16 protein-coding genes are annotated in these 22,679 nt (G+C 43.0%); 10 read left to right on the top strand and 6 right to left on the bottom strand.

Annotation, left to right across the window (positions count from 1 at the left end):
- Positions 1–176 precede the first annotated feature (176 nt).
- Complete coding sequence (locus tag F9Y84_RS20140; RefSeq protein ID WP_128731660.1) at positions 177–1,025, top strand: EamA family transporter; 849 nt, start codon at positions 177–179, stop codon at positions 1,023–1,025.
- Between the two features lie 320 nt (positions 1,026–1,345).
- Here the strand turns inward: F9Y84_RS20140 and F9Y84_RS20135 are convergent, their stop codons facing one another.
- Positions 1,346–3,829 carry a S9 family peptidase gene (locus F9Y84_RS20135; protein WP_147391418.1) on the bottom strand — a complete coding sequence of 828 codons (2,484 nt, stop codon included), beginning with the start codon at positions 3,827–3,829 and terminating at the stop codon, positions 1,346–1,348.
- A gap of 271 nt (positions 3,830–4,100) precedes the next feature.
- Between F9Y84_RS20135 and F9Y84_RS20130 the strand changes: the two genes are divergently transcribed.
- From F9Y84_RS20130 to F9Y84_RS20115, 4 genes are all read left to right on the top strand, one after another.
- Complete coding sequence (locus F9Y84_RS20130; RefSeq protein ID WP_147391417.1) at positions 4,101–5,129, top strand: LacI family DNA-binding transcriptional regulator; 1,029 nt, start codon at positions 4,101–4,103, stop codon at positions 5,127–5,129.
- Positions 5,130–5,652: 523 nt separating this feature from the next.
- A complete protein-coding gene (locus F9Y84_RS20125; protein ID WP_125251733.1) occupies positions 5,653–6,879 on the top strand; it encodes a threonine/serine exporter family protein in 1,227 nt (408 codons plus the stop codon).
- A gap of 443 nt (positions 6,880–7,322) precedes the next feature.
- Positions 7,323–9,899 (top strand): TonB-dependent receptor, encoded by a 2,577-nt coding sequence (locus F9Y84_RS20120; RefSeq protein WP_147390852.1) that lies wholly within the window; start codon positions 7,323–7,325, stop codon positions 9,897–9,899.
- 258 nt (positions 9,900–10,157) lie between these two features.
- The gene (locus tag F9Y84_RS20115) at positions 10,158–11,486 is read left to right on the top strand and encodes a TonB family protein (RefSeq protein ID WP_147390853.1); all 1,329 of its coding nucleotides are present in this window, start codon (positions 10,158–10,160) and stop codon (positions 11,484–11,486) included.
- A 35-nt stretch (positions 11,487–11,521) separates the two neighbouring features.
- Here F9Y84_RS20115 and F9Y84_RS20110 read toward each other — a convergent pair whose 3' ends face one another.
- Positions 11,522–13,627: a winged helix-turn-helix domain-containing protein gene (locus F9Y84_RS20110; protein WP_147390854.1), complete on the bottom strand. Its 2,106-nt coding sequence runs from the start codon at positions 13,625–13,627 to the stop codon at positions 11,522–11,524.
- Between the two features lie 99 nt (positions 13,628–13,726).
- Between F9Y84_RS20110 and F9Y84_RS20105 the strand changes: the two genes are divergently transcribed.
- Entirely contained in the window at positions 13,727–16,327 is a 2,601-nt protein-coding gene (locus F9Y84_RS20105) for a TonB-dependent receptor (RefSeq protein ID WP_147390855.1), read from the top strand.
- Here the strand turns inward: F9Y84_RS20105 and F9Y84_RS20100 are convergent.
- Positions 16,310–17,215 carry a LysR family transcriptional regulator gene (locus tag F9Y84_RS20100; protein WP_125251738.1) on the bottom strand — a complete coding sequence of 302 codons (906 nt, stop codon included), beginning with the start codon at positions 17,213–17,215 and terminating at the stop codon, positions 16,310–16,312. The genes F9Y84_RS20105 and F9Y84_RS20100 overlap by 18 nt on opposite strands.
- A 95-nt stretch (positions 17,216–17,310) precedes the next feature.
- Between F9Y84_RS20100 and F9Y84_RS20095 the strand changes: the two genes are divergently transcribed.
- From F9Y84_RS20095 to F9Y84_RS20085, 3 genes are all read left to right on the top strand, one after another.
- Positions 17,311–17,616 (top strand): GFA family protein, encoded by a 306-nt coding sequence (locus tag F9Y84_RS20095; RefSeq protein ID WP_128730812.1) that lies wholly within the window; start codon positions 17,311–17,313, stop codon positions 17,614–17,616.
- A gap of 117 nt (positions 17,617–17,733) precedes the next feature.
- The gene (locus tag F9Y84_RS20090) at positions 17,734–19,788 is read left to right on the top strand and encodes a S9 family peptidase (protein ID WP_128730811.1); all 2,055 of its coding nucleotides are present in this window, start codon (positions 17,734–17,736) and stop codon (positions 19,786–19,788) included.
- Between the two features lie 60 nt (positions 19,789–19,848).
- The gene (locus F9Y84_RS20085; protein WP_147390856.1) at positions 19,849–20,394 is read left to right on the top strand and encodes a GNAT family N-acetyltransferase; all 546 of its coding nucleotides are present in this window, start codon (positions 19,849–19,851) and stop codon (positions 20,392–20,394) included.
- A 35-nt stretch (positions 20,395–20,429) separates the two neighbouring features.
- On the opposite strand, the gene F9Y84_RS20080 is transcribed toward F9Y84_RS20085, so the two are convergent.
- From F9Y84_RS20080 to F9Y84_RS20070, 3 genes are all read right to left on the bottom strand, one after another.
- The gene (locus F9Y84_RS20080; RefSeq protein WP_125251742.1) at positions 20,430–20,681 is read right to left on the bottom strand and encodes a TIGR03643 family protein; all 252 of its coding nucleotides are present in this window, start codon (positions 20,679–20,681) and stop codon (positions 20,430–20,432) included.
- An 80-nt stretch (positions 20,682–20,761) separates the two neighbouring features.
- The gene (locus F9Y84_RS20075) at positions 20,762–20,899 is read right to left on the bottom strand and encodes a hypothetical protein (protein ID WP_167508297.1); all 138 of its coding nucleotides are present in this window, start codon (positions 20,897–20,899) and stop codon (positions 20,762–20,764) included.
- A 118-nt stretch (positions 20,900–21,017) separates the two neighbouring features.
- Positions 21,018–21,899, bottom strand: coding sequence for a LysR family transcriptional regulator (locus F9Y84_RS20070; protein WP_125251743.1), 882 nt, complete (start codon positions 21,897–21,899; stop codon positions 21,018–21,020).
- Positions 21,900–22,023: 124 nt separating this feature from the next.
- On the opposite strand from F9Y84_RS20070, the gene F9Y84_RS20065 reads away from it, so the two are divergent.
- Positions 22,024–22,647 carry a glutathione S-transferase family protein gene (locus F9Y84_RS20065; RefSeq protein ID WP_211091698.1) on the top strand — a complete coding sequence of 208 codons (624 nt, stop codon included), beginning with the start codon at positions 22,024–22,026 and terminating at the stop codon, positions 22,645–22,647.
- Positions 22,648–22,679: the final 32 nt, after the last annotated feature.

Below are 22,679 nucleotides of genomic sequence, written 5' to 3'. Positions count from 1 at the left end.
TAAAGGTAAAAAATAAAACATAAACCTCAATTAAAAGCAGCCTAGAGGTAACGTTTAGAGAGTCTGAAAAATAAAAAGAATAAAATATACAAAAATATTTGAGCCGCTCACTACAGAAGATTAGACTAACGCCATCTGCAAACTCTTTACCTGCTTTTTTATCTACAGGGGGCATAATGCCACTCATTAACCGTGACTTTATCATCGCGATTTTATGTCTACTGTGCGCTATGATAACAATCCAATCAGGTGCTTCTATTGCCAAGCAGCTGTTCCCATTCGTAGGCCCTGAAGGAACAACCGCATATCGCCTTGGCTTTTCAGCGTTAATTTTGTGCTTAGTATTCAAACCTTGGCGACACTTACCATCAAATTGGCGACCGCTTATTGTATATGGTCTGTGTTTGGGCGGCATGAATATCACTTTTTATTATGCTATTGAACGTATCCCGATAGGTATTGGGGTTGCTTTAGAGTTCACCGGACCACTCGCGGTCGCGTTATTTTCCTCTAAACGTAAACGTGACTATTTGTGGGTAGCCTTTGCGATTGCGGGCATTTTACTGCTATTGCCTGATCTGGGTGATGTAAATGGACTTGACCCAATAGGCGTCGTATTGGCGTTAATTGCTGGCGCATGCTGGGCGGGGTACATTTTATATGGTAAGCGCTCAGGCAGTGAGAGTTCTGGTGGGGCGACAGTTGCCATTGGTATGAGTATAGCCGCGCTCGCGATTGTGCCATTTGGCGTGATCTCCCAAGGTACGGCTTTACTAGATTGGTCAATTATCCCGTTAGGGATTGCCATCGGCCTGCTTTCAAGCGCCCTACCCTACAGTTTAGAGATGGTCGCACTGCGAAAAATGCCAGCACAAGGTTTTAGCATCTTAATGAGTGTGGAGCCTGCGGTTGCTGCATTGGCTGGTTTTTTAATTTTGGGAGAGTTACTCACTGTATGGCAATGGCTGGCAATATTGATGGTTATCACTGCATCTGTTGGCAGCTCAGTATCGAGCAAAGAGTAATACCAATTAGACTTAATACTTGCTCAATTTGAAGGAGTAAATCTGACGCTAACCGCGTTAAAAATTTCCTATTTAGAACAACTAAATAGGAAATTTTTGTCTTGCCTACAGGACGTCGGTACCTCGGCGTGAGCAGGATGCGGAAGCGGTGTTATCGACAAGGTTTTCTCACCTCAAAATAGACCACTTAATTAAGGAAATTGGTATAAACTCACATAAAGAGGCTTCAATAGCGAAGCCTTCTATACACTCAAAACAATAATTATCTCGAATTTTTAGTTTTCATCTAAGCGCAGTACTGCGCTTAGATGAAAGTATGTTTACTGCTCAACAATAGCCTGTGTTGCAATAGCAGTCGGTTCATTAGGCAACATTTCTATCTCTTCTTGCGCTTTTTCTGGAAACAAATAGGTATCGAGCCACTGCTCTTGCTCCCAAAGAACATGTAAGATGCTCTCTCGTGCTTTATACCCATGACCTTCCTCAGGTAACATGACTAACCTTGCATTACCACCCAAGCCATTCATTGCAGCAAACATCCGCTTAGACTGCATTGGGAAAGTGCCTGAATTTGGGTCTTCCTCACCATGGATCATTAACATAGGCTCGTTAATCTTTTCCGCGTGGAAGAAAGGTGACATATTGGCATACACATCTTGTGCCTCCCAAAAACTACGAGGCTCACCTTGGAAACCAAATGGAGTCAGTGTCCGGTTATACGCACCACTGCGTGCGATACCGGTAACAAATAAATCACTGTGCGCTAAGAGATTCGCAACCATAAATGCACCGTATGAATGACCTGCAATCGCGATACGCTCAGGGTCAGCAATCCCTTTCTCAACTAACGTATCCACCGCAGCTTGAGCACTTGCCACCAGCTGCTTTCTGAAAGTGTCATTCGGCTCGGAGTCTCCGGTTCCCACTATAGGCATAGTTGGATCATCAAAAATAGCGATACCTTTGGCAAGGTAAGGCATGGGTCCCCAATAACCAATATAAGGAAATTGATAAGGTGACTCTCGTACCTGAGAAGCAACAGCTTTATCTTTATATTCAAGTGGGTATGCCCACATTAATACCGGTATTCTGCCTTTAGAGGGATCATAGTTGGTTGGCAAATACAAATTACCCGATAGTTCAACACCATCATCGCGCTTATATTTGATTTGCTCTTTCACGACACCTTTAAATGCAGGATATGGGTGTGGAAACTTTGTTAACTGTTCTAGCGTATCAAACTGTAAATCACGGACAAAAAAGTTAGGCTGCTCTTGACGCGACTCACGTACAGTAACAAACCGCATTCCTTCGTCATCGAGTAATGCCCGAACCCTTTCATAATAAGGTGCACTAGATTGCCATAGCCGAGTCGATGTATTCGTTTTTACGTCAAATCGATCTAGAAATGGGATATTGCCTTGATCAGATGCGCCATTGCCGGTTAAAAATAAATAACGACCACCAACTAGCTTCAGTACACGAGAGCCTAAATCACTGTTTTCATATATAAAATTACCAGGGTCTTTATAGGCATCATTATAACTTCGCTCTGAAAACACCACGCGGTTCATATCTGGGTTGCGAGGTGAGAATATCGAAGCGCGCACACTACGATCTGAAAAGCGCCACTCATTTAAAATAGCGACATTATTATCAGCCCACTGAATACTTGCAAAGCGTCGTTCAACTTTTGCAAATAATTCAGGCTCTTTTTTGAAAGGTGCACTAATTGTGTACAAATAGTCATGATATTCAACATCTTTGCTCATATCACCACCATCTTGCGCCTCAGCCCAGATAAGCATTGCCCCTTTGTCGTCTCGCCACTGGATTTTACGAGGCCCTTCTCTCACACTGTCAAAGCCCGCGGGTAAGGCGTCTGCAACAGGTTGCCTTGCCACTTCAAATAGCGGGAACCCTCTCATGCCCCACACCTGCCATACCGCAGGGAAACGGCTATACGGTACTTGGTAAGAAAATGGGTCATCCATCATGCCTACAGTTAGATTGGTTGAATCAGGAGAGATTGAAAAGTCTTTCAAGTAGGTGGGGTTACCAATTTTTTGGGCACCTGAATTAAGATTAATTTTTATCAGTTGGCCTTCAGCATAAAATTTAAACAACTGAATATCATAAGGGCTTGCTAATAAGTTTTGATAAGTTCTGGTCGATGCTTTTTTACCAGATGTTGTCTGCACGATTGGCGCCAACTGCGACCTATCACGCTCGCTCGGTTGTTTGCCATGGTTAACCGCAATGTTTGCAACAATTGCAGTGCTGTCAGGCAGCCATTGATAAGGGGTTGAGGTCACTATTCCATTTAAAGTCGATTGCGTTAATTGCTTCAGAGCGCGCTTTTCTATATCAAATGCCCACAGCGTAGAGCTGTTCGCTTGCTCAAGAATAAACGCCAGATAACGGCTATCTGCACTCCAGCTAGGTGCCTTTATTTTACCCTCAGGTAGACCCTGTACTTTGATCAGCGCCCCAGTATCCACATGTTTAAATTCAATTGAGCTATATTGTCGACTGGACGTTCTCATAAAGCTCTCAGGATTAAATTTAATGCCTGCTAATGCTTTTTCCGGTGTACCTAGCTCTTCAAGAGAAAGGACTCGATTACGCTGCATTAGCGCAAGCCATTTTCCGTTAGCGCTCAACTTTGAAGCTGGAATGAGAGGAGCATCAACTAACTTAGCAAGTTCTGAAGAAGGCCTCATATAGCCTTGTTCATTTGCAAATACCGTTTGTGATACGGCAGTTATCATTATGATAAATGCAACTTTTTTTAATAATTTCACTGTATTCACCTATCTTGGGCGTTCATTGTGCGATCATATAATGATTTTTGGAAAATGTGCACAGATTTGCGATGTTATGTAAAGAAAACTTGCGGTACCATTAACCCTGAAAAATCGCTGTTGGTGAGTCTGGTCGATCTGAAAATTTTGATACAGATAATACCAGTTTGACTTAATACGTGCTCAATTTGAAGGAGTAAACTCAGCGCCGTTAGCATCACATCTAGATGCTAGATAAAGTATTCATGATCCGAAGTTCAGGTTAATTAGCATGAAAAATGATAAAAAACGCGCTAATGTCACCATCTTTGATGTTGCCAAAGAAGCACAAGTTTCAAAGTCTACGGTCTCTCTCGTGCTTACTAAAAGTGAGAAAGTGAGCGATAAAAGCAAAGCCAAAGTGCTACATGCAATTGAAAAGCTGGGCTATGTCTACAACCGAGAGGCTGCTGCACTTAGAAGTAAGCGTACCAATTTAGTTGCCTTGGTGATGAATGACTTAACTTGTCCTTTGTGCGCACAACTAGCTGTTGAACTCGAAAAGCAGGTATATACGTTAGGTATGGTTCCCATGCTGGTGAGTACGAACGAGTGTATTGAACGTCAACAGCAAGCGGTACAGGCATTTAAAGAATATAATGTTTCTGCCTTCATTATGATCCCTGCCAAAGGTACTTCCCGACAGTGGCTAGACAATCTTTATGACTCCGGTTTTTTAGTCATCACAATAATGCGAGAAATTGCTTTTGCCAAAGCACCCTCGATTCTGCCCGACAACAAAAAGGGGGCTCACCTTGCAACTTCTCACTTGATTGAAGTTGGAGCTCGACATATTGCTGCACTTGGTGAGCAAGACTGCTTTGAGTACCAGGCTAAACTGGCGGGTTTTCAAAGTGCATTAACATCACACCACGTTAAGCATCAGGCGACTGTTATTGACGTCCAAAATAACCGTCGAGCCGGCAAAAAGGCATTCAAACAACTGATCGAAACTCATCGTAATATAGATGCAGTTATGTGTTTTAGTGATTTTATAGCCTATGGCGTTGTAGATACGATGCGGGAGATTGGACTTTCACCAGGTAGAGATATAAAAGTGATTGGTTTCAATGATTTTGCTGATTCTCAGTTTATGACCCCCTCCTTGAGTAGTGTAAAAATAGATATTAACGAGATATGTAGACGCACTTGTCAAACCCTCTCAGAGCAGCTCAGTGGCACAACTCCTGCGGCGACAACCATAGTCGATGTAACGCTTCAATTGAGGGATTCTTCGCAAATATGCGAAATCGGCGTATAGACAAGCGCTTTGATTACTATCAAATTACATTTTAAAAAAATGCAAATATTTGCGGCCAAACCTATAGACATTGTTGAGAATCTGGATAGAATTCGCAGCAATCTCAGCCGTCTATATTTACATTTAGGAAATATGCACAAGTGACTGATGTCGACTTACACCAATTATCTTAATACTGTAGTCTATTTTGAGGTGAGTAAATCTTTTCGATAACTCCGCTACCGCGTCCTGCTATCGCTAAGGTACCTACATCCATATAGGCAAGGCAAAAATTTTGCTATTTATATGTTCTAAATAATAAATTTTTAACGCAGTTGGCTTCAGATTTACTCCTTCAAATCAAGCAAGTATTAAAGATAATTGGTATTAAATAAATCTAGTAAAAGCAAATAGATGTACCATACTAGAATGGCGAGTTTATACTTGGCACAACGTTACTTTTGTTGTCATACTCCTGTTTTTTAACACTTTTACCAATCGTATTTGAAACCGACTGGTAGTACACATTTAAGGTTCTCTTTCGTTGAATAACGCAACCTTTACAGAGAAACGCCGCTTTATTGTGAAGTTAGGCAAAATGCTTCATAAATACGGCACCCCTGCCTATCGGCTCGAAGCACACTTAATGGAAGTTGCCACTCACTTAGGGTTAAAGTCTTCTTTTGTTATGTCCCCAACATCCGTCACATTTGTGATTTGGACTGAAGGTCATGAAGAAGAGTACACTCATGTGGCACGGGTTGACCCAGGCGATCATGACTTAGGCTCGCTTGCTGATACTGATGGCGTAGTAACTCGAGTGCTATCCGGAGAGTTATCACTGCAAGAGGCCGAGCAATGCCTCGAAGCCATTTTGCATGCCCAGCCCCCATATAATAAACTCCTCACTGGACTTGCTTTTGCTACTTCTGGTGGTGCGTTCGCAATGCTAATGGGCACCAGCTGGAACGACGTCGTGTGGTCAGCATTACTTTCCTTGTTGGTGTTTTTGTTTGTACTTTGGGCGAGTATCTCCAAGCGCGTGACCCATATGCTTGAGCCTTTGGTTGCCATTGTTTCGGCTGTAGCTGCCTGCGCAGTCTCTGTGTATATCGATCCACAAATAAATATCCGTTTGGTTGTGCTATCGGCGATTATCGTGTTTATTCCAGGGTTAGCACTCGCACTTGGATTTGCTGAATTATCAGCTCGGCATTTGGTCTCTGGAACCGCTCGAGTCATGGACTCGATCATGTTGCTGTTTAAGCTCTATTTTGGTGCTTTTTTAGGTATCACGCTAGGGTTTGCGTTATTCGGGAAAGTTGATTTTGTCCAACCCCTACCATTACCAAGATGGACAGCGTGGCTTGCTGTGCTTTTGCTTTGTAGCAGTCTTGTGGTGATATTTAGAACTAAATTAAGACATGCGAGTTGGTCGCTAGCATCAGGTTTTATTGCTTATGCAGCAAGCATCAGCTCTGCGGTTTACTTTGACTACGCACTTGGTACGTTTGTCGGTGCATTTGCAGTGGGTGTCTTTAGCAATATCTTTAACCGCGTTGTCAACGCTCCAGCTTCTATTGTTGCAATGCAAGGTTTGATTGTACTGGTCCCTGGTTCTAAAACTTATATTGGACTTAATTCACTGATCGAAGGCCAAAGCTTTGTCCATGCGGATCATATTGGCCAACAAACCTTCTTAATATTTATGTCTCTTATTGCTGGCCTTATCTTCTCAAACGTTGTGCTGCCACCTAAAAAGAGCTTATAACGTGTAAAAAGAACTGGAAAGGTGACTTTCCAGTTCTTTGTAGTTGTGAATGTTAACAAAAGACTAAGCAAAATCATTCAAGTAAACTTAACTTAAACTACAAAACCTCCAACTTAACTTATTTTATATCTATATATTTCAGTACAATGGTAATTATTGAAGTAGAAATCCATTGAATTCACAACTATTCATTTCAATTCAAGATTTAACAAACCCCGCTGGTGTTTAATCTTTCTCGAGGTCAACCTCTCAATCACAAGTAATACCAATTATCTTAACTAAGTGGTCTATTTTGAGGCGAGAAAACTTTGTCGATAACAAGGCAAGAATTTTGCTATTTAGTTGCTCTAAATAAGAAATTTTTAACGCAGTTAGCGTTAGATTTACTCCTTCAGACTGAGCAAGTATTAAGGCTAATTGGTATAGGCACTCAAGGGGAATGTATGTTTCGCAATAATAAGAAAAAACTAGTAGTCTTAATCAGCCAATCTTTGCTCGGCTCGGTACTTTTTGCACCAGGTATAGCGCTCGCTGAAGAGAGCAATAATCAAGAAGCAGCTAAAAATGGTGAAGTTGAAGTTATTCAAGTCAGAGGGATCCGTGGCAGCGTTGTTCAATCACTCAATACTAAAAGATACTCTGACGCCATTGTCGATGCAGTAACTGCCGAGGATATTGGTAAATTTCCAGATCAAAACGTTGCCGAATCGCTACAACGCATTACCGGTGTTTCAATCACCCGCAGTTTTGGTGAAGGTGAGCGCGTTAGCATTCGAGGCACAGGTGAAAGCCAAAACCGAACCTTATTAAATGGTCAAGCCGTTGGTTCAGCAGATTGGTGGACCAACTCAGCGGCGAGTCGTGGTTTTAACTATACAATGTTACCCTCAGAAATTATTTCTGGGCTTGAAGTTTACAAATCACCCGAAGCCGATATTGATGAAGGTTCTATTGGCGGCACCGTGATTGTGAGAACACGTAAGCCACTTGAGTTAGAGGCAAATAAAATTGCAGGTTCAATTATCGCACAGCACAGCGAAGTATCAGGTGAAACCGATCCGCAACTATCCGCTATGTACAACTTTAAAACCGATGATGAATCTTTTGGTGCATTAATTTCTGTTGTTCGCCAAGAACGTAACTTGCGCCGCGATGGTATTGAAGCATGGTCTTGGACCTATCGTGATATCACACTTGAAGATGGTACTGTCGTCAACAATGTCTACAGCCCTGGCGGTGGGGGCTCAGCCATGTTCTCACAGCAGCGCGTACGCACAGGCATAAACCTCGCCTTGCAATATCGTCCAAGTGAAAATATGGACATTGTATTCAATGCCTTAGACTCTACACTAGAAGCTGATAATGAAAACCAAAACTTCCTTTGGTTACCCGGTTACGGCGGCTCACAATACACTGACATTACCGTTATCGACCACCCTGTCGTTGGCAAAATGGCCGTTGGTGGTACGCTTGGCTTATCTCCAAATGCCAATAATATTCTGGATGAGACCAAAGTACGTAACTCTGAGCTCAAAACCAAGTCGTACGACTTAAAAGTTGAACATCAAGGACAACTTTGGGAATCGTCATATCACTTAGGTTACACAGAAGGTTCGGGGGGGTCGCAAGCTGATCGCTCCGTTGGCTGGGAAGGTAATTATGTTCACAGCTTTGATACGTCACAAGTAGAAGATGTAAAAACCAGTTATGCCGCCGCTCCAAACGACGGAGAGAAGTGGAATTTAGGTTTTTTACGCTATGACAGTAATGATGCCAAAGATGATGAAACTTACTTTCAAGCCGATTTTAAGCGTCCAATTGATGTTGCCATCTTCAGCCAGATCAAAGTCGGCTTTAAATACCGTGACCACAGCCGCTTTAATACCAAACACACCACAGACAATCGTACCGACTTAAACTGGAGTTTGGCTGACTACTCCAAAGCCATGCCATCTGATTATCTATCAGGCATAGGCTCTTCAGGCACAACACGCAGCTATGCGATTACTGATCCGGACAAAATACGCCAAGAAGGTGATGCACTAGGTTGGAATTACCAAGTATTGAAGGCCAGTACTTTCGATATCAATGAAAAAATTACCGCAGGCTACATTAAAGCGAATCTGGATGCAGATGGTCTACGCGGTAATTTAGGTGTAAGACTTGTAAATACCAAACAAACCTCATCCGCGTTTGCAGGTGAGTCAGGTGCTGAGGTCTGGACAACTGAAGAAAAGGACTACTTCGACATTCTTCCAAGCATTAACTTGGCAATTGACTTAGATGATGATTTATTAATGCGCTTTTCTGCGGCACGAGTTATGTCTCGCCCAGATTACGCCGATATGACCGCATCAACTTCATACAACCTAGAAACACAAACTGGCACTGGCGGTAACCCTGACATCGACCCCTATCGAGCGACGCAGTTTGATACCGGTATCGAGTGGTACTTTAGCGACGCAGGCCTTTTTTCTGCGGTATTTTTCTACAAAGATATTCAGTCGTTTATCGAGAGCCAACCAGCACTTGAAACTCACGAAGGTAAAGAAGTGCTGATCAGCCGCCCTGTTAATGGGAAAGCAGGCCGCATTCAAGGCCTAGAAATCGGTTATCAACAAGAGCTATACGAAGGTTTTGGCGTTGCCGCTAACTATACCTATGTTGATGGTGAAGCAAAAGATGATGAAGGTAACGACATCACTATCCCTGGTAACTCTGAGCATACCGTTAACCTAAGTTCTTATTATGAAAACGAATTCATTAGTGCTCGCATCTCATACAACTTCAGAACAGGGTATGATACCGGTCGAGACTGGCCAGGATACATTGACGATTATGGTCAAGTAGATGCCAACCTTACCTATAACTACAACGAGAATGTGGCGTTTATTCTTGAGGCCATCAACTTGACGGATGAACATACATTTAGCTATCAGGAAGAGGGAGTTGAACAAGCACTGACCGGTGTTTATGCCGATGGAAGGCGCTTTAGCGCAGGAGTTAGATTTAACTTCTAACTCTGAAAAGTGAATGAAACTTTTACCACTAAATCTGGTCTTACTAGTTGCATAGGAATAGTTTCATGACTCTAATTAAGTCGCTTCCAAGCTAACACAGGTTCGACTTAGTAAACTCCCTGCCCGGAGTTCCAAAAAGCTGATAGCATTTGCTATCAGCTTTTATTATTTAAATTTCCTTTATATTATGGTTATATAGCGTATTAAAAATGACCATAGCAACCCCACAGAGCAGGCCAAGGATGAGTAATCAATAAAATGCGCAACAATCTCATTTCTGGGCTTATTTTTTCATTTTTTCTAGGTATGAGCTGGCTAACAAAAGCCGATCTTTACGACGCCACTCTTGCCTATCAAAACGAAGAATTTACTCTCGCATTTTCAAAATTCAGTCGCTTAGCGCAATTAGGAAATGCTGACGCTATGTATAATCTTGGGGTGATGTACTTGTATGGGCAAGGCACCGAACAAAGTGCTGCAAATGCCTTTGCTTGGTTTTCATTGGCTAAAGAGTTTGGTATCGCTGAAGCATTCCAAACTGCACAACTTGTTTTGCAACAGTCAAACGACCAAAGTGGTCTAAAGGACTTTTTAAAACTTCAAAAAAGCCGCTTGTCAAACACCTACTTGCTTGATTCAACGCTCACTAAGCTTAAACAACACAGTACTACACCAACACTGAGTAAAACCCACGATGTTTTACCTGAATATCCAGATGAAGCGGTAAGACAAGGGATTGAAGGCTGGGTTTGGTTGGAATTTGACATCGACCAAAGCGGTAAAGCAACCAATATTGAGGTTATTGACAGCTACCCAAGACATGTATTTACTGCAAGTCTGCTAAATGCTGTGGAGAAGTGGCGATATACGGGTTCAAAACAAGCACACACGTTGATCTACCACTTTGCAACGCATAAAGATGAGCAATATCGCGAAACTTTGGCTATTCAAAAAAAGGCTTACGAAAAACAACTAAGGCAGAATATCGACGCTGCGGAGCGTGGTGTGGCGCAAGTACAATACTATATTGCTAACTGGTTGAGTATGAAAGAGTACAACGCCTATCAGTTACTGCGCTACCATTGGCGTTCTGACGAACCGATGAATGAGCTCTATCTCGCTGCCGCCAAAAATGGCTTGGACTTGGCACAATATCGCTTAGCTACTCAGCTTATTAATGCAGGAGCACATCAGCTTGGTGTACTCTGGCTCGAACACGCAGCACAGACCATGGATATTGCAAAATATCGTTTAGCAACTGTGCTGCTTAACACCGGTGAACCTCAAGATGTTCCTCATGCACTACAGGTACTCATCGAGGCATCGAATAACGGCCATTTACGCGCCACACTGTTATTAGTAAATACGTATTTAACTCGCCTCAGCGATAAAGCTCAGGCCAAGGCTTGGCTGCGCCATGGTCTCATCATCGATCCCGAACACCCTGAGCTGCTGCTACTTTTGGCACGGCTTGCAGAGAATCAGGCAGAGGCCAAAAAGCTTGCTTCTCAAGCATTAAAGTCAGCATCTCAGCGCAATTGGAGTAGTCATGCAATACACTTATTCCTGCAAAAGCTTGCTAACTAACAACATCTATTTAGCGCTTCTCAACATTAATGTCTTCACCTGTTACCGTACTCCAATAACACGATGTCGCTTTCATAGTTGTTGATCCGATTGAATATTACGTGCCTGCCATCAAAGCTTGCTAGTATCTGTAGCTCGCTAACCCCTGCATAAAGGTGTAATCCAATAGGTTGAATTTCTTCAACCTTATTTTCACTACTTAAATAGCGGTAAAGCACCAATTGATGACCTCTTTTTAGTACAAAGTAAACTCCATCTCTATAAACCGCCGGTTGGTAGAGCGATAAAGATCCGCGTAACTGCTCAATATCAAATATCTCAGCGAGTGCCGTAATTAGGTATTCCCTGACTTGTTCTTTATACCCTACAAAACTAGAATTCTTATGAGTAAGAGGTAGATCAGGGAAATAAGTCGCCAAGGGCTGTTGCTCACTGCGCCCTTGAGATACGGTAAATTGCCATGCCTGCCATTTTGCTTCCATAGCAGGCTTCGCTCGATAATACAGCTTTCTACCATCCTGTGACCAATGCAAATCAGCAATTTCGGTAAAGTTATCAACTACTTTTTTAACTTCTTTAATAAAAGAGCTGATTAAATACACTTTATGCGACTTTGATAATACAGCGAGATACTCGTTATTAGGCGAAAGTAATAACAGAATAGGCACTTCCCCCTGGGGCATGGTTCCAAGCAAACTAGACGTTGGTCGAAAAGCATGTTTATGCCACAACTCAAATTGTGGCGCATCATTATTTTTGGTTGTCACCGAAGCATACACAAAATGCGCACCATCACCAGATAAAGCAGCAAGTAAATCCATCCTTGCGGGTGACGTTAACTGCTTTTGCGCCGCTTTGTTTCGTGAGTCTACGTCAAGCTGATAATAGTTTATCTCAGCTACCCCCTCAGTGTGCGCCGAAACACGTAACTGCGCATTTACATCAATTTCAGATATCACGCCAAATCCAGAGTATAAAACTTGTTGAACGCGACCTTTAAGTACACTCAAGTTTTGTTTGGCAAGCATGATAGTATCGTCCTGATACCCATGGCTCAGCGCGGAAAAAGACTGTTTAGAGAGCGTGATTTTTTGGTTTTCAGACTCTGTAAGTTGATTTAGGTTGAGCTGATAAACCCCCTGCTCTTTTATCTGATACAACAGCGTTTGTTGATCCACTTGGTAATGTGTTACGTCGCGAATAGGTAACGCAACGATGTTGATCACCATAGGGTTATTGTCTGCAAAAGTAACCTCTACAGATTGCAGATAGGTTCCGGCTTTGTCCCAAGATTTAGTGATAAAATGGCCTGCTCGATATTCAAACCAAGGCGCTGAGTCTTGTGCACTATTACAATTGCCAAGCACGCTATCGCGCGCGAGTCGCCACATTTCTATTGGGCCTTTGACGTGTAACGCCCGTACTTCGCAGGAAACCGGATCCGAACGCGAATAAATCAGCCAATTACCATCTAAAGACCAGCTTGCCGACTCTTCACTATACCCACTGTTTTTAATGGTATGGGTTGTTTTGGTCTCAAGATCATAGACTGCAAGATCAAACTGATCAGCGCCTTCTGCTAAATAGCTGTATGCCAAATATTTACCATTTGGAGAAAAGCTAACAAACACTTCAGCACCCGGGGAGGACGTGATCCGAGTAGCAGAGACTGGATCTTGTTGCACGTCACTTTGCCACTGCTCAGCGATGAATAACGCAAGTACAGTTACCAGTAAACCAATAAAAAATCCGAGCAAAGCAAACTGTACACCGCGCCCACGAGACAGCTCCTCTATTTGCTCAAGTAACGTCGGAGCTTTTTCAATTTGCGCAATACACTGATAACCTAGGCGCGGTACTGTTTTAATTATTTTTGACTCGCTTGAGCTGTCACCAAGCAGCTTACGTAGCTGTACCACCAGCTGGCTCACAGAATTATCACTGACAATAGTACCCGGCCACACCGTGTCTAAAATGACTTCCCGACTGACCGCCTGCCCCTTATTGGCAATCAACAGACGCAATAGTTCAGCATGCTTCGCTTCGATGCTTCTCCAAGAACCGTCAACACATACAGATAAATTACCCAGGTCAACAAGTATCTCATTGATTAAAAAACGTTTATCTAAGCTTTCAATCATCAACCACTAAAAATTTGTGAAACTATGGTTAGGCTCGTAATAAAAGCGTATTATGAGTATTAACTAAAGGTAACTTACTCGTATTATAAGTTGAGCACAATGTCAGCATCTCTCATCCGAACCGTTTCTTGTTGTGTATTATTTATTACAACTGCAAGTGATGCCGTTGAGCAAAATCAGGCTGCTGAAAACTCCATAGAACGCATCGAAATTCGTGCCTTCCATGACAGCGTTGTCAAGTCTCTCAGTAATAAACGCCACAATCAACAAGTTTCAGATACGATCAGTGCTGAAGACATCGGGAAGTTTCCGGATAAAAACGTCGCAGAGGCGCTGCAACGGATCACTGGTATCTCACTCTCTCGAGCACAAGGTGAAGGTGAACGGATCGGCGTGCGCGGCACAACCCCTGAGCAAAATAGAACCTATTTGAATGGCCAATATCTCGCCTCGGCTGACTGGTGGATCTCAAGTCAGCCAAGCCGAGGTTTTAACTTTATCTTATTACCCAGTGAAATCGTTTCCAGCCTAGAGGTATTCAAGACACCACAAGCTATGCAGGATGAAGGCTCACTAGGTGGCGCAATCAATATAAAAACCCGCGACCCTCTGTTTACACCTTCAGGCTATGGCGTTACAACAGCCCAATTCCAATACAGTGACTTAAGCGATAAACTCGACCCACAACTATCTGCAATTTACAACTACCATAGCAAAAGTGGCGATTATGCAGTGCTTTTTACTGCGACACGACGAGATCGCAGCCTCAGGCGCGACGGCTTAGAATCTTGGGGATGGCACGATAGGACGTTATACCAAGGTGATAATGATACTTGGTATGCCACCCAGCAGAGCCCACAAAATAAAAGCCAGACGTTATGGTTTCCAGGGGGGGGGGGATCTGCGATTTTTCAGCAGCAAAGAGAGTTGCACGCTTATACAGTCAATGCCGCGTTCCAGCTTTCCCCGCGGCTTCGATTAAATAGTCACTTACTTTATTCTCATCTAAACGCAGACAATAACAATCAAAACTTTCTCTGGCAAAGTGCAAAGTCTATTGACCTAGGCGGCGGGGTAACCCATTTACAAGTACAAGATGCTACTTTGGTGAGCGGCCATTATTTACCCACAACTGCACTGTTCAATACCAGCATGGAAGCCATTTGGCGAGACTCGCAGGTCAGCACAAAAAGTGCCCACCTAGACTTGGTCTATGATGGCATTTATTGGTCAAGCCAGTTTCAAGTCGGTCTAAGCCAAGGTTCAGGCGGTACCAAAGAAGACGTCACCTCACAATTTTCTGCTAACACCCAGTTTCATGTTGATACATCAATGCGAAAAAACATCGTTGCAAGTTATGGTATTTCACCGTTAGATGCACCAAGCTGGTTTATCACCGAAGCTCGAAATGACAGCCAAGATGGCAAAGATAAATCATACTTCGCGCAAGCTGATTTTGCGTACGATATCGACTTTAAACAGCTCGACGCGATTAAATTTGGTGTTAAATTCAAAGACCATCAACGAGACTTTTTGCGCTATCGCTCCAAAGATGGAGGGCTTGATGGTCTAGCCGGTGAGCTTGGCACTACCCTGGCCGCCTATCCGGGCACTTTTGTGGATGATTATTTGCGCGGCGTAGGTAGTGACAACACTTTAAAAAAGTACAGTTTTGCAGATATTGCACTGCTTGCCAAAGACTTTAATACGCTCAATTTTGAACAAGAAATAGAAAAAGCCAGTCGTTTTCATATTACAGAAAAAACCGCCGCTGCTTACGGTCAAATGCAACTCGCTGGTGAATCCTATGCTGCCAACATTGGGGTTCGAGTGGTCAAAACCTTTCAAGACTCTGGCGCATTTAAGCGTGTCGCCTCCCCCATCGATGCGCCAGACAGCTATATTTGGCATGAAGAATCTCGGGATTACAGCGATATTCTACCCAGTGCCAATATCAAGTTTGACTTAAGCGAGAGCCTAATTAGCCGTTTTTCCATTGCACGCGTCATGTCACGAGCGCAATTTCACCATCTTATGCCCTCCACCAATTACAACGTGACGCAAGCTCAAGGACAAGGTGGTAACGCCAATCTAGATCCATATAGAGCAGCGCAATTTGATGTCAGCCTTGAGTGGTACTTTGACGATGCTGGGCTCGCCTCAATCGCGCTATTTAACAAAGAGGTGGAATCCTTTATTGAGTTTGAACGAAAACTTGAGCGTCATGAAGGCATTTTAATGTCTATCGATAGACCCAATAATGGCGCTGGCGGCAGTATCCGTGGCGTTGAACTAAGTTATCAGCAAACACTTGCGTACGGATTTGGGCTAATCGCCAATTACACCTACGTTGATGGAAAACGTGATAACGCTGAAGTTGGCTTACGGGACAAAGTGCCTGGCACCTCTAAACACAGCACTAACCTCACTGCTTACTACGAAAACCACCAATTTAGCGTACGGCTTAGCTATAATTATCGAACTCAGTTTGCCACCGGTGTAGGCGAGACCATGATGGATAATTACGGCCAATTGGACGGCAGCCTCACGGTGAAACTAAGTGATAATCTCGATGCACAATTTGAGTTTATTAATTTAACCGACGAACAGATCTATACCTATGATCGCAACGAGTACGCACCAACCGGAGTATATGTTAACGGCCGACGTTACTATGCGGGATTAAGATATCAGTTCTGATCGCGATGATAATCGTTCCTGCACAAACCCTAAAAATAAATCCAATTTAGCGGAATGCTCTCGCTTCACTTTATAAATGGCATGCAAAGGAACTTGTGGTCTATGTAGTTCAGTAAATAGTTCAACCAAGGCTCCTGAGTCTATATCTTTTTGACAAAAATAAGACGGCAATATGGCAATTCCTAAACCAGCCAATACTGCCTCTCTAATATGAAAACGGCTGTTTGCTATTAGGTTACCTTGAAGCGGATAACTCTTAGTACCATCATGCCAGCTATCCTCGACATGATTAAGTTTAGATAACAATATGTTATGGCTACTTAGTTCATCAAGCTGTGCAGGTTTACCACGCGCAGCAAGATAACTAGGAGCAGCAACAAACGTCGCGTTTACGCTGAGCAATTTCAACACATAAAATTGACTATTTTTCAATGCTGCTGAGAACCTAAAAGCCACATCTATCTCGTCTTCGATTAAGTCCTGATTTGCCGCGGTAAACATTAATTCAAGTTTTATTTGTGGGTAGCACTTTTGAAAATCGATACAGATTTGGCTCAGAAGCATACGACCAATCGTATTTGGGAAGGTAATTTTTAGATGCCCTGAATGATGCACGCCAACTTGCTCGACCTCCTCTTCTAAATCGCGTAATGCGCGGAGGATCTTTTTTCCTTTCTCGTAAACCAATTTACCCGCATCCGATAATGCAAGTTTGCGTGTTGTGCGATTTAACAATACTTGGTCATACACAGATTCTAACTGTGCAATCGATTTACTCACCGCTGATGTTGTGGTGCCAAGCTGCTCAGCTGCACGACTAAAGGAGTGCTGTTCAGCAACGCAGCAAAATATCTTGAGTAAGTGAAGTTTGTCGTATTCCTTCCTCATTGTTTCTCATTAGGAAAAAGTCTTTGTATTAAATCAATATATATCAACTAAAAATAAAAAGTAAACTTAACACATCAAACAAAAAGGACATCAACATGATCAGCACATCTTGTCACTGTGGACAGATCCACTATCGAATTTTTACCACTGTCACCATCACACAAGCTTCTACGGGTGTACAGTTCATTAAAGCAAATGGCCTTATCGAAAACTCAAGTCAATCTTTGGAAAGGTTTGTAACTACACGCTCAGAAACACAGTCAATCCGAGAGCATGGTTTTTGTGGGCACTGTGGTGCATCTATCTATATTTTGGATAACCAAGGTTATGTTTCCTATGCGATTAATCACCTTAGTGCATATCAAGTCGAGCACTCAGGTGCGCTGAACTTTGGATTATAAGTGCCACCGCTTCATTTTATCAGCCTTAACCGGCAACTAATCGCAAACATTGGTTTTTATTTTCGTGACAAGTAGAATATCGCAGCTACAACAAGTGAGTAAAATTCAGGATAAATAATGAAACTACTTAAGTCTGCTTTGGCTTTAGCGATGGGCTTTACCAGCGCTGCTAGCCTAGCTAGTGATACTATCACCATTGAAGATATACCTAAGATCCAGTCGGTAAGTTCAACGTCTGTCAGCCCTGATGGAGAGCTTGTTGCTTTTACACGCTCAGTACCACGTGAACTTTACGTTGACAAAAATGGTACAAACTACAACGAACTTTACGTAGTTGATGACGAAGGTGTTGAGCGCCCATTTATCACCGGAAAAGTCAGTATTTCAAGCATTTCTTGGTCGGCCGATGGTCAATTTATTTATTTCCTTACTAAGAAGAAAGAAGATAAGCAACGTGCGCTTTATCGCATCGCCGTGAACGGTGGTGAAGCACAAAAAGTACTTGCGCTAAAAGGCAGAGGGATCTCTTCATATAACCTAAGTCCTGATGGCAAAAAAGTAGCTGTTCTGGCAATGCCAGCCGCTGAGAAGTCAGAAAAAGAGCTGAAAAAACTTGGTTTTATGGCTGAAGTATATGAACTGGGTTTAAAAAACAAACAGCTTCATATTATTGACCTTACGGCTTCTGAAAAACCGCTGACCCCAGCGGCTCTTAATATCGAAGGGTATGTGAGTGAAATCAACTGGGCTGACGATGCCTCAAAGTTGCTCGTTAAAACTCAGCCAACCGCACTTATCGATGATAAGTACATGAAGTCACAATGGCATGTACTTGATGCGAAAACACAAAAAATCACCACTTCGTTCAAAACAGAAGGTAAGCTTGGCACCGCTGAGTTTTCTCATGATGGTAAATACATCGCGATTTTAGGTGCTGAAGATAAGCACGACCCTGCAACTGGTCGCTTATACCTTGCCGATGCACAAAGCGGTAAAGTAGAAGAGTGGATCCCGAACTTTATGGGTCACATTGGTGATTTTGAATGGTCAAACCGTAAGAACCAGCTAACTTTTATTGCAAACGTAGGTGCTGAAAGCTTTGTAGGCCAAATTAAAGTCGGCTCTAAAAAATACAAGAAGCTTATCAAAGAAGGTAAGTTCATCGCATCGAATCTATCTATCTCTGATTCAGACAAAACAATTGCTCTACGTGCAAACACCGCTAAGCACCCAAATGAAGTGTTTATGATCCGCTCAAGTAAAGCAACTCGCCTATCAAACTCTAACCCATGGTTAGATAACAAGCGCTTTGCAAAGCAAGAGGCTATTAACTTTAAAGCTCGCGATGGCGTTGAAATTGGTGGTGTATTAATTTACCCACTGGATTATCAAGAAGGCACCCGCTACCCATTGATAATGTCAGTGCACGGCGGTCCAGAAAGCCATGATAAAAACGGCTGGCTTACCAGCTATTCAGATCCAGGTCAAATGGGCGCGGCACGCGGCTATGCGGTATTCTATCCAAACTATCGTGGATCAACAGGTAAAGGTGTTGATTACTCAAAGCTTGGCCAAGGTGACTACGCAGGTAAAGAGTTTGACGACTTGGTAGACATGAAAGAATACCTAGTCAATACCGGTTTAGTAGACACTAAGCGCGTTGGTATTACTGGCGGCTCTTACGGTGGTTATGCGTCAGCTTGGGGTGCGACAAAATTAACCGAACACTTTGCAGCAAGCGTGATGTTTGTTGGCGTAACCAACCAGCTGTCTAAGTTTGGTACTACCGACATCTCAAACGAAATGTACTTAGTACATGCTCGTTCTTACCCTTGGGATAAGTGGCAATGGTACTTAGAGCGCAGCCCAATCTACTGGGCAGGCCAGTCTAAAACGCCATTACTCATCATGCACGGTAAAGATGACCCACGTGTACACCCTGCACAATCTATGGAGCTTTATCGCTACATGAAAGTACAAGGTAAAGACGTACGCCTAGTTTACTACCCAGGTGAAGGTCACGGTAACCGCAAAGTAGCTGCACAGTACGACTATAGCTTACGCTTGATGCGGTGGATGGACAACTACCTAATCGAAGGCAAAAAAGACATGCCAGATTATGAAATTGACCATGCAGCAAAGCTAAAAGCAGTTAAAGACGCGAATAAATAAGCAGCTCAGTTTGTTGTTAAGGGCGCTAATTTGCGCCCTTTTTTATCAAGGAAAAAGATATTGCAATTAACTTCAATCAAACTCGACACCGAGCGATTCACCCTTAGACCCTTAATCTCACAAGACGCCGAAGCGCTATTTGCCATATTCTCAGACACAGACGTCATGCGATATTGGAACACGCCACCTTGGGATAGCCTCCATGATGCAACGCAATTTATTAAGCAATCACATGAAGATTTGACCACTCAAAAAGCGCTCACATTGGCCATCGTTTCAAAAGGTGATAAAGCATTAATTGGTAAATGTTTACTGTTTAGCTGGGATAAAGAGTCACGTCGAGCCGAGATTGGCTTTGGTATTGCCAAATCTCAATGGGGGCAAGGTGTTATTCCAGAAATTGGCACTGCGCTCATTGACTATGCCTTTTCAACACTAAAGTTAAGACGCATTGAGGCGGAAATTGATCCCGCTAATATTGGCTCAGCCAAAGTACTCGCAAAACTTGGGTTTACTAAAGAGGGACATTTGCGCGCTCGCTGGGAAATCGCTGGCGACGTATCAGATTCTGCGCTTTACGGCTTACTTGCAAGCGACCCTCGGTAAAGAAAAGAGTAAAAATCAAAGGTATGGATACAGAGTTACCTTTGTTTGTATTGGGTTTTGCAATACCCGCGATTGACCGCTTTGCTTCTAAGTTTAACATGCTTGGTGTTGCGCCCACTTACTCGTTGCCGCCAGAGCTTAAAACTACTGGGTTTTAGGCTGCTACGCATTAGCTTGATCACTTCAGGCTCACTCAGTTCAAACTGTCGTTCGATAGCTTCAAATGGCGTTCTATCTTCCCACGCCATTTCTATGATCCTGGAAATTTCTGAGTCACTAAATTGCACTTACTTAATCTTGTTGTCTTTTAATCGGAACCACAGATACGCATCAAGTGTCAAAAAGGATTAAAAATACTTACGGCCAATCAAGATTGCCATCGCAATGCCGATAGGTAAGGTGTACATGATTTGCCTAGATGCAACGCCCACCGCTGCACCAATCCCACCCCGATAGCCAGCCCCAAACCTATTTTTCCATTGGTATTTTGCTTATCACATTTCATTGACTGTTCCATCATCCAAACCCGTAGTTATACCAATTTGACTTAATACTCGCTCAATTTGAAGGAGTAAAACTGGCTGCTAGAAAGGCATTAATTATCCGCAGCTTAGGTTATATAGTCAGTGCCCTTCTCGTTTAAACCAAGCCTGTAAAAACTCGATACACTGAAGTACCGCAGCTGGCACAAATTGGCGTGCTGGATATAGCGCATATAAAGTTAACTTAGGCTTTTTTGCATCCTGTAAAATACTCACAACTTCGCCCTTATCAAGCGCTTCCCTGCAAGCAAATTCAGGTAAAAAACCGACGCCCAAGTGGCTTTTAATTGCTTGCAGCATAAAAAGAACATTATTCACTTTAAGAGGGCCTTTTACTCGCACACCGTCGTCTAGTGGCCATAAATTTTTACGTTTTGAATAACTGTATTCAAAACAATTATGATGCACTAAATCCTGTGCTGAATGGATAGCGGAATGACACTCTAAATACTGTTTTGATGCACATACATGATAAGTAAATCGAGTAATTTCCTTACCTATATAGCTTGAGTCAAACGGGCGACTAGAAGCCCGAAAGCCTAAATCGAACCCTTGCTCTACTAAGTCGACATCCTCATCTCCTAAATGTATTTCGAGGTCGACATCTGGATGCGCTTGCATGAAATCAGCAAACATTGCAGCCAAGTCAGTGATCCCAAGCACCATTGGCACATTTACCTTTAACTTGCCTTTGGGTGCTTGCTGTGACTCTTGAACAAAGGTATCTGCGTCTTCTAACTTATTGAGAATATCTTTTGCCCGTTGCAAATAGCCTTCTCCCACGTGCGTAAGCTGCAAATTACGTGTGGTGCGGTGTATAAGCCGCGCGCCAAGCTCAGCTTCTAGTCGGCTGATCTCCTTACTGACCATGGATTTAGACGTATTGTACTGCTCTGCAACACGAGTAAAACTGCGTACCTCAGTCAGTTTTACAAACATTTCTATCGCTCGTAGCTTGTTCATACTTTCCTTGATAATTGTTTCCACTATGTGAACTCTTGGTTCTCACTGTAGCTATATATCAAACATTATCAAGTTTATACACTGAGCATATCTTTTAGCCAAGAAGCAAATAAGGAAAGCAACTATGTATACGTTATATTACCTACCGGGTGCTTGTGCGCTAGCAACACAGGTCATACTAAGAGAATTAAAGCAACCCTTTGAACTTGTTGACAAACGCGGTGTAGATAACTTTTTAGCCATTAACCCAACAGGTAAAGTCCCAGTTCTTAACGATGGCGGAAACACGTTAGTAGAAGGAGCAGCAATCCTACTTTATCTACTCAATAAACACGAAAATAACCTTCTTCCTCAAGCTGATGTTTTTCATAAGCAACAAGCAATAGAAAACCTTCTTTTTGCCAATGCCACGATGCACCCGGCTTACAACCGCCTATTTTTTACCACAGGCGCAATCGCTGATGAGCATGCACGCAAGCCATTTTTAGAAGCAGCAGCGGTTGCCATCAACGAATTATGGGTGTTGGTCGAGAAAAAGCTCGCACAGCAAGCTTTTTTAGGGGGCGATCAAATTTCCGCTGCGGATATCATACTGGCTGTATATGCACGTTGGGGGGACTATTTTCCAGTAGATATTATCATTCCCGAGAAAGCAGGGGCGGAGCATACTTTGATTACTTATAAACCAAAGAATACCTGTGCCCTAAATTTGTCGTTCCAGCCAGCGGTTTTCAATTTGCTGCGTTGACTCGGTAAGCCGCATTCACACTGCTTGAGCAT

This window comes from Pseudoalteromonas peptidolytica, from assembly GCF_012641745.1.
GTDB lineage: Bacteria > Pseudomonadota > Gammaproteobacteria > Enterobacterales > Alteromonadaceae > Pseudoalteromonas > Pseudoalteromonas peptidolytica.
This window is presented reverse-complemented; position numbering and strand designations above follow the sequence as displayed.